This is a genomic window from Streptomyces poriferorum, from assembly GCF_019399235.1.
GTDB lineage: Bacteria > Actinomycetota > Actinomycetes > Streptomycetales > Streptomycetaceae > Streptomyces > Streptomyces poriferorum.
Window position 1 is genome coordinate 1 of record NZ_JAELVH010000236.1, and the last position, 10,335, is coordinate 10,335.

General features: G+C 68.7%; 10 protein-coding genes and 3 pseudogenes. 9 read left to right on the forward strand and 4 right to left on the reverse strand.

The genetic code is table 11. From position 1 onward, the window contains the following. The first annotated feature begins 19 nt into the window (after nucleotides 1-19). Together JGS39_RS30345 and JGS39_RS30350 are read left to right on the forward strand one after the other, a co-directional pair. Nucleotides 20-199 carry a hypothetical protein gene (locus JGS39_RS30345; RefSeq protein WP_219572908.1) on the forward strand — a complete coding sequence of 60 codons (180 nt, stop codon included), beginning with the start codon at nucleotides 20-22 and terminating at the stop codon, nucleotides 197-199. A 228-nt stretch (nucleotides 200-427) separates the two neighbouring features. After that, nucleotides 428-1,963 carry a S1 RNA-binding domain-containing protein gene (locus tag JGS39_RS30350; RefSeq protein ID WP_308120793.1) on the forward strand — a complete coding sequence of 512 codons (1,536 nt, stop codon included), beginning with the start codon at nucleotides 428-430 and terminating at the stop codon, nucleotides 1,961-1,963. Between the two features lie 568 nt (nucleotides 1,964-2,531). Here the strand turns inward: JGS39_RS30350 and JGS39_RS30355 are convergent. Beyond that, nucleotides 2,532-2,984 (reverse strand): annotated as a pseudogene (locus tag JGS39_RS30355) (tyrosine-type recombinase/integrase); the annotation flags it as partial. A 235-nt stretch (nucleotides 2,985-3,219) separates the two neighbouring features. Here JGS39_RS30355 and JGS39_RS30360 point away from each other — a divergent pair. Further along, nucleotides 3,220-4,104 (forward strand): prolipoprotein diacylglyceryl transferase, encoded by an 885-nt coding sequence (locus JGS39_RS30360; protein WP_219572909.1) that lies wholly within the window; start codon nucleotides 3,220-3,222, stop codon nucleotides 4,102-4,104. A 609-nt stretch (nucleotides 4,105-4,713) separates the two neighbouring features. On the opposite strand, the pseudogene JGS39_RS30365 reads toward JGS39_RS30360, so the two are convergent. Both JGS39_RS30365 and JGS39_RS30370 read right to left on the reverse strand, forming a co-directional pair. After that, nucleotides 4,714-4,809: pseudogene (locus JGS39_RS30365) on the reverse strand (FAD-dependent oxidoreductase); the annotation flags it as partial. Further along, nucleotides 4,806-5,228 (reverse strand): arsenate reductase ArsC, encoded by a 423-nt coding sequence (locus JGS39_RS30370; RefSeq protein ID WP_219572911.1) that lies wholly within the window; start codon nucleotides 5,226-5,228, stop codon nucleotides 4,806-4,808. The gene JGS39_RS30370 and the pseudogene JGS39_RS30365, both read right to left, overlap by 4 nt. Before the next feature lie 95 nt (nucleotides 5,229-5,323). Here JGS39_RS30370 and JGS39_RS30375 point away from each other — a divergent pair, with 95 nt between their 5' ends. From JGS39_RS30375 to JGS39_RS30385, 3 genes and pseudogenes are all read left to right on the forward strand, one after another. Then, on the forward strand, nucleotides 5,324-5,632 hold the full coding sequence (locus JGS39_RS30375; protein ID WP_104784940.1) for an ArsR/SmtB family transcription factor: 309 nt from the start codon (nucleotides 5,324-5,326) through the stop codon (nucleotides 5,630-5,632). After that, the gene (gene arsB, locus JGS39_RS30380) at nucleotides 5,629-6,750 is read left to right on the forward strand and encodes an ACR3 family arsenite efflux transporter (protein WP_219572912.1); all 1,122 of its coding nucleotides are present in this window, start codon (nucleotides 5,629-5,631) and stop codon (nucleotides 6,748-6,750) included. The genes JGS39_RS30375 and arsB overlap by 4 nt, the downstream gene beginning before the upstream one ends. Nucleotides 6,751-6,769: 19 nt before the next feature. Beyond that, nucleotides 6,770-7,080: pseudogene (locus tag JGS39_RS30385) on the forward strand (NAD(P)-binding domain-containing protein); the annotation flags it as partial. A gap of 26 nt (nucleotides 7,081-7,106) precedes the next feature. Here the strand turns inward: JGS39_RS30385 and JGS39_RS30390 are convergent. Then, nucleotides 7,107-7,472: an ArsR/SmtB family transcription factor gene (locus JGS39_RS30390; protein ID WP_219572913.1), complete on the reverse strand. Its 366-nt coding sequence runs from the start codon at nucleotides 7,470-7,472 to the stop codon at nucleotides 7,107-7,109. Nucleotides 7,473-7,576: 104 nt separating this feature from the next. On the opposite strand from JGS39_RS30390, the gene JGS39_RS30395 reads away from it, so the two are divergent. From JGS39_RS30395 to JGS39_RS30405, 3 genes are all read left to right on the forward strand, one after another. Next, nucleotides 7,577-8,974 carry an NAD(P)-binding domain-containing protein gene (locus tag JGS39_RS30395; RefSeq protein WP_236064385.1) on the forward strand — a complete coding sequence of 466 codons (1,398 nt, stop codon included), beginning with the start codon at nucleotides 7,577-7,579 and terminating at the stop codon, nucleotides 8,972-8,974. 57 nt (nucleotides 8,975-9,031) lie between these two features. Next, nucleotides 9,032-9,499 carry an ArsI/CadI family heavy metal resistance metalloenzyme gene (locus JGS39_RS30400; RefSeq protein ID WP_219572914.1) on the forward strand — a complete coding sequence of 156 codons (468 nt, stop codon included), beginning with the start codon at nucleotides 9,032-9,034 and terminating at the stop codon, nucleotides 9,497-9,499. Between the two features lie 72 nt (nucleotides 9,500-9,571). Continuing rightward, complete coding sequence (locus tag JGS39_RS30405) at nucleotides 9,572-10,246, forward strand: response regulator (protein WP_219572915.1); 675 nt, start codon at nucleotides 9,572-9,574, stop codon at nucleotides 10,244-10,246. The last annotated feature ends 89 nt before the right edge of the window (nucleotides 10,247-10,335 follow it).

Here is a 10,335-nt window from a genome sequence, read left to right on the forward strand (position 1 = left end):
CACGAGTTAAATCTCAGTAATGCAAACCACCATGGAAGCCGCACTGGGCAATGAACGCGAGGATCGCCACGACGCAGCACTAGCCGATCTTGCCGCGCGGCACGCGACCACCCCCCGCAGGCCCGCTCGGGAGATCAGCACCGAGGCGCAGGCTGAGTTCGCGACCTTCGCCGAGGACCCCGACCAACTCTGCCGCTGAACCAGGTCGGATGGGCTGAGTTCGGTTCAGTCTTGCTGCTGGCGCACCCAAACAATCAACACGGCGCCAACGCGCAGTGCCGGAGATCCTCGGTGGTCTGTTCGGTAACCAGGGCCATCCGTACACTCGCGGCAATGTATGAATCCATCCGCTACACACCGTGCCTTCTCAATGAGCAGGACTGCATCTCCCGGGAGCCGGCTCACCAAGTCGCAGGGCGCCCTATTGGTGGGCAGTGACGTGCTGCCGTACGTCTACCGGATCACCAAGTATGATCCCGCCGACCGCGACGAGCACGGCAGCTACATCGGCGCCACCGAGGCGATCAGCGACCACGGTCCGGTCGAAGACGCGTATCTGCAGGCGATGGCCGCCTTCGCCGCAGGTGCCGGGATCGACCAACTGGCCATCCGGGAACCCCAGGCTCCAGGCTTCGTCCACTTCGGCCTGGAGCCGGCAGTGTCGGGTCACGGTCTGACGGGCATCTTCCCGCCGGACCTCACCGGCTACCACGACGGGGCAAAGGTGCCCGTTGCCATCGGCCTGGAACTAGTCCGGGCGATGCTTCGCGACGAGGGCGCCTGGTGCCGCCTGGAGGTGGAAGGCACCTTCGCCGTACATGTCGGGTGGGACCAATACGTCTACGTGGGCACCAGCACGCCACCTGACCGAGCGGTGGCCCGCACCCGAGCCCTTGGACTGTTCCCGGAACGCATAGATGCCTCCCCCTACGACTACGACGCGACTTTCGATGAGGAGGAGGGCGGGCAACGCCCTGCCGACGACGACTTCTGGGCACAATTGCGCTTGTCCGTCTCCATGGGCAGTGCTGCGATCTTGGAAGAGTGCTACATCAGCAACGCGTCGCGCTGGCACCGCCTCGCAAGCGACACAGTGGACGCAGTACGCGCTCGACTCACACCCCGCGCCCAGTTGATCGTCTGGCCGGACCTGTCCCCGGACGTCGACACGGTCCTTGCCGGCCTCCCCGACGAGGGCCTGGTCGAATTCGTTTGGGAGGACGAGAACGGGCAGATCACCAGCACCGTCGCCGACGAAACCCAGTTCGCAGAACTGGCCGAACAAATCGATGGCGCCCGTGGCGCGACCGTCTTGTCCCTCGACACCGATCAGCGCCACCCGCTGTTCGCCGCAGTCCTGCCCGACAGCGACGGTGTACTGCGGGCCCGGTGGAGGACCGAGCCGACGCCGAGCGACCGGCAATGGGCCATCCTGAAGACCCTTCGCAGAGGCCAGATTTGCGCCGGGACGGTGATCGAGATCGCCAGTTTCGGCGTCACGTTCGTGGATATCGGCGGCTTCACCGCGATGATCAATATCCCCGAACTGTCCTGGCGCTACATCGACCACCCCTCTGACGTCGTGACTGTAGGCCAGGAGACCACTGTCCAGATCCTCGGCGTCGACATGGCGCGGCAGCAGGTGCAGCTCTCACTGAAGTCGCTACAAGTGGATCCAATGGAGGAACTCGTCCAACAGATCGGTCAGATCATCGCTGGCCCCGTCACGAAGCTCGTACCGTTCGGCGCCTTCGTCCGCGTCGAGGACCGGGACGACGGCTTCGAGGGTCTGGTGCACATCTCCGAACTCGCCGAGCGGCGTGTGGAAAGACCTGAAGACGTCGTCCAAGTCGGCGACACCCTCACTGTGAAGATTCTCGTAGTCGACCCCACGCTGCGCCGGATCCTCCTGTCACATACGCAGACACTTGCAGCCGACAGCGGCGGAGCCGATCCACGCTGATCGTGTCGTCGCTGCCCACCGGAACAGATTCAGCACACATGAGGCCGGGAAACCCCACGAACCCATGAGAACTATGGAGGGGTGTTTTCCCAGGTCAGGCACACGGGGGGCTAAGTTTACGCAGGTCACAGCATTGATCAGGGAAAACTCCTAAAGCGGGTGTCGCAGGTTCGAATCCTGCCGGGGGCACCAGGGAAAAGGCCCGGACCGATCATGGTCCGGGCCTTTTTGACGGCACCATTTGACGGCAGTCGTGCCCCATGAACAGGCCGCATCACCTCGCGGGCTTCATCACGTGCCCCAATGCGACAAGACCAATGCCGATCACCAGCAGCGACGGCGATCCTTGGTACCAGCTCACTACCATGAGCAGGGCCCCCGCTCCCCACACTCTGGGCTGCCGTACTCGCCGGGGGAGCCGATGTCCAGGCATCCGGCCGAGAAGCAGCGCATGTACTCCGAGGGCGGCCCACGCGACGGCTAGGGCCATCCCCAAGAACAGGGCACCCACTACGATCATCCCGAACATTCCCACCCCTGGGCTCGCCGCAATTCCACCGACACTCTCTCAGGCGGTCGGCAGACGGCGCTTGAGCAGACGGTCCATGTGGCTGATCGCCTCCCGCTGGGTGTCGTGGACGACGTGGGTGTACACGTCCATCGTGATGCTGATCTGGCTGTGGCCGAGGATCTCCATGATGACCCCCCGCGCGACGCCGGCCGCCGTCAGCAGCGTGGCGCATCCGTGGCGGGCATCGTGCAGCCGGACCACCCGCAGACCGGCACCGGCAGCAACCCGCGTGAACGAGCGGTAGACGTTCCGGGGCTCCACCGGCCGGCCGTTCCGCGTGGCGAAGATGTAGCCGCCCTCGGACCATGTGACGCCCGTATCGGAGAACGTCTCCCGCTGCTTCAGCCGGTGCCGGCGCAGCGGTGCGACGCACAGGGCGGGCATCGGGACGACCCTGCGGCGCCGGCTCTTGGGATCGTCGCCGTAGAGCGTGCCCCGGCGTCGCTGGGTCGGGCCCGTTCTCGATCGGCTGGTCTCCACTCGCCACCGGGTGTGCCGGCACCCAGCCAGCCCTGGTCTCCGGTCAGAACATGGCGCGGGAGGCACGGCGGTGCAGGCGCGGCGCGCGCCGGAGCCCCCGGGGGCCGTCCGACGCGGGACACCGGCGATTGCGTCATGGTTTCGCCCGGCCGACACTTGGACGAGAGGATCCTGCTCGGGGAACCTAACGAGGATGTGCGCCACCATGCCCAGCTCCGACAAGGCCGACCGCGAGGGCCGGGACCCGGACGCCGAGATCGTGGTCCCGGACTGCGACGGTCCTGATGAGGGGCCGTCAGATGTCTTCCTGGACGTCCCTGCCCTCCATGTGGACAAGCTGGACCTGGAGGTGGACGACCTCGAGGCCCACGTCTCGCTGCAGGCCGAGGTGTTGGACCTCCTCAAACTGAACGTCGGGGCGGACGTGCGGCTCGGGCGGGTCCAGCTGGGCATCGAAGGTGTGGACGTCCAGGCGCAGCTCAAGGTCCGGCTCCATCACATCGCCGCCGTCGTCACCCGGCTGCTGGCCACGGTGGATCGCAACCCCCAGATCCTCGAACAGCTGACCCGCGGCGTGGGTGCGGCGGTCGAGGACGTCGGGGCCGGCACCGGCCGGGCCGCGGGAGAGCTGGGCAAGGGCGCCGGCGCGGCCGTGAGCGAGGTCGGCCGGGGAGCGGGGACCGCGGTCGAGTCCGTGGGCGGGGGCGCGGGCAGGGCGGTGGAAGGCGTCGGCGCCGGAGCGGGCGACGCCGTCGAAGACGTGGGCCGGAGCGCTGCGGACGCGGTGAAGGAGGCCGGCGAGGTCGACGGGAGCACGCGGGACCACGGGGAGCAGGACGACGCGGGGGAGGAATCCGAGCGCCCGGCCGCCCGCCGTCGGCGCCGAGCTCCGGAGCACGCGTCCACCAAGCCGGACAGGCCCCGTCGCACGGCTCCCGCGAAGAGGGCGAGCCGTGGCAGGAAGGCGGCGACGGAATCCCCGGCTCCGGAGAGAAGGACCGGCCCCGCCAAGAAAGCGGCCGCCAAGAAGACCTCTGCGGCGAAGACCCCCGCGAAGAAGGCCTCAGGCCGTCCGCGGCACCGCACGTAGCCCGCAGCCCGGCGCGGGGCTGAAGCCCTGGCTGGCGAGGTGCGGCCTCGAAGGCCCGGCCCGCGCCGAGCCGGACGTCGATCGGAAGCGCGGGGGTCACCCTGTGGGCTACCACGTTTTCGAACGTCCGGAGCCGGTACCGACCTGGATCTCCTCGGCCATGTGCGGGCAGGGAGGACCTCCCAAAGGCTACGGCGGGTACCGGGCCAGGTCAGGCAAAGCCTACGGCGGGTACCAGGCCAGGTCAGGGCATCGTTTCGAGCTCCTGCATCACGGTCTTGATAGCCGGTCCGGACTCCCCCATGACCCCGGAAACCGAGGCCGAAGCAACCGCAGTGACCGTCCCCGTCGTCGGCCTCCCGTAGCGCAGCCGTTCTTGCCCGGTGATGGTGAGCCGTCAGCGCGTCATGATCTACCCGTGGATGAGCGCCTCTGGCCCACGCCCCCATGGTGCCGACGGTCGAGGTTGCGCCCGGAGCCTGCGGTACAGCAGCGCAGCACCGCAACCACAGCGGCCGTTCCCGTCCGGTAGTGCCCCTCAAAAACCGTGCAGCGACCGGAATGCCCGGCCTGGTCGTGCGGTCACTCGACGAAGAAGCCGCTGCCGAGGAGGACGGCCCGCAGCTGGGCGCGGGCGGTGTGGAGGGCGGCGGTGTAGCCGGCGGGGCCGGACCCGATGATGACGACGTCACGTATCTCGCTCACGCCGTGGCCTCCGGGGCGATCTCCTTGATCAGGCCCTCAATCAGGGTCTTGATCTCGTCGCGGATGGGGCGGACGGCTTCCACGCCCTGGCCGGCCGGGTCGTCCAGCTTCCAGTCGAGGTAGCGCTTGCCGGGGAAGACGGGGCAGGTGTCGCCGCAGCCCATCGTGATGCACACGTCGGACTCGCGGACCGCGTCGATCGTGAGGATCTTCGGGGTCTCGGCGGAGATGTCGATGCCGACCTCGGCCATCGCCTCGACGGCGGCGGGGTTGACGGCGGCGCCCGGATTCGAGCCGGCGGAACGGACCTCGACCCGGTCCCCGGCCAGATGGGTCAGCCAGGCAGCCGCCATCTGGGAGCGGCCCGCGTTGTGGATACAGACGAACAGGACGGACGGCTTGCCGGAAGAGTCGGCCATGATGATCGTTCTCTCTCGTCGCGCGGCGGAACTCACCCGCCAATGATTTCAGCTCCCGCTGGTATCAGCGAGCGATGATGTGAAAGTATCAGCGCATGCTGACTTCAGTCGACCCTGATTTGATCCGGGTGCTGGGCGATCCGCTCCGACTCCGGATCGTGACCCTGCTGGCACGCGAGACACTCTGTACGACGCACCTGGTCGAGGAGACCGGCGCGAAGCAGACCAACCTCTCCAACCACATGAAGGTCCTGCGCGAGGCCGGGGTGGTGGAGACCGAGCCCTGCGGTCGCTTCACCTACTACAAGCTCAAGCCCGAGGTCCTGGCCGGGCTCTCCGAGCAGTTCGCGGCACTGGCCGACTCCGCGCGTACCGCTTCCGAGAACAAAAGGGCCTGCCCGTGACGTCCACCGAGCCCACCACTTCTCCCGCTCCGGTCGGCGGTGGGGAGGATTCGATCGTCAAGAAGCTCTCCACCCTCGACCGCTACCTCGCGGTGTGGATCCTGCTCGCCATGGCCGTCGGTCTCGGCCTGGGCCGGCTGATCCCGGGAATGAACGACGCGCTCGCGAAGATCGAGGTCGGCGGGATCTCGCTGCCGATCGCGCTCGGTCTGCTGGTCATGATGTATCCGGTGCTGGCCAAGGTCCGCTACGACAAGCTCGACACGGTCACCGGCGACCGCAAACTGATGGTGTCCTCGCTGGTCATCAACTGGATCGTCGGGCCCGCCGTCATGTTCGCCCTGGCGTGGATCTTCCTGCCGGACCTGCCCGAGTACCGTACGGGCCTGATCATCGTCGGCCTCGCCCGCTGCATCGCCATGGTCATCATCTGGAACGACCTCGCCTGCGGCGACCGCGAAGCCGCCGCTGTTCTCGTCGCCCTGAACTCGGTGTTCCAGGTGTTCGCGTTCGGCCTGCTGGGCTGGTTCTACCTCGACCTGCTGCCGCGCTGGATGAACCTCGGCGACGGCCAGGGCCTGGACGTGTCCGTCTGGCACATCGCACTGAACGTCGTCATCTTCCTCGGCATCCCTCTGCTCGCCGGCTTCCTCACCCGCCGCATCGGCGAGCAGAAGATGGGCCGCAGCAACTACGAGGCGAAGTTCCTGCCGAAGATCGGACCCTGGGCGCTGTACGGCCTGCTGTTCACGATCGTCATCCTCTTCGCACTCCAGGGGAAGACCATCACCTCCCAGCCGCTGGACGTCGTGCGGATCGCGCTGCCGCTCCTGGTCTACTTCGCGATCATGTTCTTCGGGACCTTCCTCCTGGGCAAGGGCCTCGGCCTCGCGTACGACCGCACCACCACGCTCGCGTTCACCGCCGCGGGCAACAACTTCGAGCTGGCCATCGCCGTCGCCATCGCCACCTTCGGCGTCACCTCCGGCCAGGCCCTGTCGGGCGTCGTCGGCCCGCTCATCGAGGTCCCCGTCCTGATCGGCCTGGTGTACGTCGCACTGGCCTGGCGCAAGAAGTTCGCCCCTTCAGCGCTCGCCACCCCGCAAAAGGACGCCTGAGGCGATACGTCCTGATGCCGTGACCAGGCAGACGGACGTGGTGGTGATCGGCCGCGGGCAAGCCGGGCTCGCCGCCGGATACACCTGCGCCGCAAGAAGCTGGACTTCGTGATCCTGGACGCGCAGGGCACACCCGGCGGGGCCTGGCAGCACACCTGGGACTCCCTGCACCTGTTCTCACCGGCCGCCTTCTCCTCGCTGCCCGGCCGGATCATGCGGGCCCAGCCGGGCCACGAGTACCCGGACGCCGGGCACGTCGTGGAGTACCTGAGCGACTACGAGCAGCGCTACGAACTGCCCGTGCACCGCCCTGTCCGGGTCCAGCAGGTACCCGATCCGCAGGCGCGAACCGGAGGTCAGGTGCGCAGGTCGAGCATGGCGGACATGGCTGCCACGACGGGCGGGGCGACCTTGTAGTACACCCAGGTCCCGCGCCGTTCCGAGGTCAGCAGGCCCGCCTCGCGCAGCTTCTTCAGGTGGTGGGAGACGGTCGGCTGGGAGACCCCGACGTCGGAGATGTCGCACACGCACGCCTCGCCACCTGCATGCGAGGCGACCTTGGAGAACAGCCGCAGCCGCACCGGGTCGGACAGCGCCTTGAACATCGCGGCCATCTTCTCCGCGTCGTCCTGCGACAACTCCCCCGCGGTGATCGGCGGGCAGCACGGCACCACCGTTCCGGCATCCAGCACCGGCAACTCCACCATCCGTGAATTCGACATACGTCTATGTTGACACTCATCGATACCAGTGGCAACCTTGGGATATAGACAGCAATCGAAACAGCGGCCGGAAACGGTCGCCCATCCCGGAGGACATCAACGCCATGACCACCAGTGCAGATCTTCCGGTTGTCGTCATCGGCGCCGGCCCCGCCGGGCTGGCGGCCGCCGCGCACCTCGTCGAGCGCGGCATCGAGCCACTGGTCCTGGAGACCGGCCCTACCGCCGCCACCGCGGTGCGCGGCTGGTCGCACGTGCGGCTGTTCTCGACCTGGAGCGAGCTGACGGACCCGGCCGCCGAGAAGCTCCTGGCACCCACGGGATGGGCTCGGCCCGAGGCAGACACGTATCCCACCGGCGGTGACTGGGCGGAGCGGTACCTCCAGCCGCTCGCCGACGTCCTCGGCGACAAGGTCCGCTACGACGCCACCGTCACCGGCGTCTCCCGCCTCGGCCGCGACCGGATCGTCGACGCCGACCGCGAGCATCAGCCCTTCACCATCCGCATCACGCGCGCCGACGGCACCGAGGAACGGATCCTGGGCCGCGCCGTGATCGACGCGTCCGGCACCTGGTCCACCCCCGCCCCGATCAGCGCCGACGGACTGCCCGCCCTCGGCGAACACGCCGCCTCCGCCCGGATCTCCTACCGCATCCCCGACCTCAAGGACCCGGCCGTCCGTGCCCGGTACGCCGGAAAGCGCACCGCTGTCATCGGCTCCGGGGCCTCCGCCTTCACCGCTCTCGCCGCGCTCGCCGGCGTAGCGAAGGATGAGCCCGGCACCCACTCCGTGTGGATCCTGCGCCGCGGCATCAGCGGCTCCACCTTCGGTGGTGGAAGCGCCGACCAGCTCCCCGCACGGGGCGCCCTGGGCCTGGCCGCCAAGGCCGCCGTCGACGACGGGTACGCCGACGCCGTCACGGGCTTCCGCACCGAGGCCGTCGAACCCGCCGCCGACGGCCGACTGGTCCTCGTCGGCGAGGACGGCCGACGCCTCGACCCGGTGGACGAGGTCATCGTCCTGACGGGCCTGCGCCCCGACCTGTCGTTCCTGTCGGAGCTCCGCCTCGCCCTCGACGAGCGCCTCCAGGCGCCGGTGGAGCTCGCCCCGCTCATCGACCCGAACCAGCACTCCTGCGGCACCGTCTACCCGCACGGCCACCGCGAGCTCTCCCACCCCGAACAGGGCGTCTACCTGGTCGGCATGAAGTCCTACGGACGCGCCCCCACCTTCCTCGCCATGACCGGCTACGAGCAGGTCCGCTCCGTCGCCGCCGCACTCGCCGGCGACACCGAAGCCGCCGACCGCGTCGAACTCACCCTCCCCGAGACCGGGGTCTGCGGCGGCGCCGGACTCTTCGACGACCCCGCCGCCGGACAGGGCGACGAGGGCGGCTGCTGCGCTCCGGCCGCACCCGCCCTCGTACAGATCGGCACCGGCCTCTCCCTGCCGCTGGCGGTCACCGAGGAAGCCTCGTCCGGCGGTTGCTGCGGGTCCTGAACCACCGCGCCCGGCCACCTTCGGCCGGGCGCGTCCGCACGAGTCAGGAGGAACGTCATGTCACGAGTGCAGCTCGCCCTGCGCGTCCCCGACCTGCAAGCCTCAATCGCCTTCTACAGCAAGCTCTTCGCCACCGAACCGGCGAAACTGCGCGACGGGTACGCCAACTTCACCATCGCCGAACCGCCGCTGAAACTCGTCCTCGTCCAGGGCGCACCGGACGCAGAGACCCGCATGGACCACCTCGGCGTCGAGGTCGGCACCACCGAAGCGGTCCACGCCGCCACCACCCGCCTCCAGGACGAAGGGCTGGCGACCGACGTCGAGACCGGCATCACCTGCTGCTACGCCCTCCAGGACAAGGTCTGGGTCCACGGCCCCGGCCAGGAACCGTGGGAGGTCTACGTCGTCAAGGCAGACGCCGACTCCCTGGCCAAGCAGAAGAACAACACCACCTACGCGGCTCCGGCCGTCACCGAATCAGGCCCACCCGCGCCGACCGGGGCCGGTGGCTGCTGCCCGTGACCACTCTCGACGCCCGCGGGGCCGCGCCCCTGGAAGGATTCGCGGTGCGGTCGCTGTGATACGAACTGGCGCATGCCCGGAATGAGTATTGACGTTGTCGTTGCCGACGATCAGGAGCTGGTGCGTGCAGGTTTCCGCATGATCCTTGACGCACAGCCGGGCATCGAGGTGGTCGGGGAAGCGGCAGACGGCGTGGAGTGCGTGGAGCTGGCGCGCCGGCTGCGCCCGCAGGTAGTGCTGGCCGACATCCGGATGCCGCGGCTGGACGGGTTGGAGGTGACCCGGCAGCTGGCCGGCCCGGGGGTGGCTGATCCGTTGAACGTCGTGGTGATCACGACGTTCGACCAGGACGACTACGTGCGTACCGCTCTGCGTAACGGCGCGTGCGGGTTCCTGCTGAAAGACGCCACGCCGGCCTTGCTCGTAGAGGCGGTGCACGCCGCCGCCCGGGGGGATGCGCTGGTGTCCCCGGCGGTGACGGTGCGGCTGCTGAAGAGGCTGGAGCAGGCCGAGCTGAGTACGGCGCCGGCCGGGGTGGAGGCGTTCGGGCTGAGCGTACGGGAGTTGGACATCGTGCGGCTGATCGCCGTGGGCCGCACCAACCAGGAGATCTGCGACGAGTTGTTCCTGTCCTTGTCGACCGTCAAGACCTATCTGGGGCGGATCCAGGCCAAGGTCGAGGCCCGCAACCGGGTGGAGATCGCTGCGTGGGCGTGGGAGCACGGCGCGGTGCGGCCGGCCGGATGAGCTGCCCGGGCGGTGGGGGAGAGTTCCGGGGCCGCGTGGCCGGCGCCCCGGCCGGTCTCGCGGCGCTCCGCCTCCCGCAGCCGCTCGGC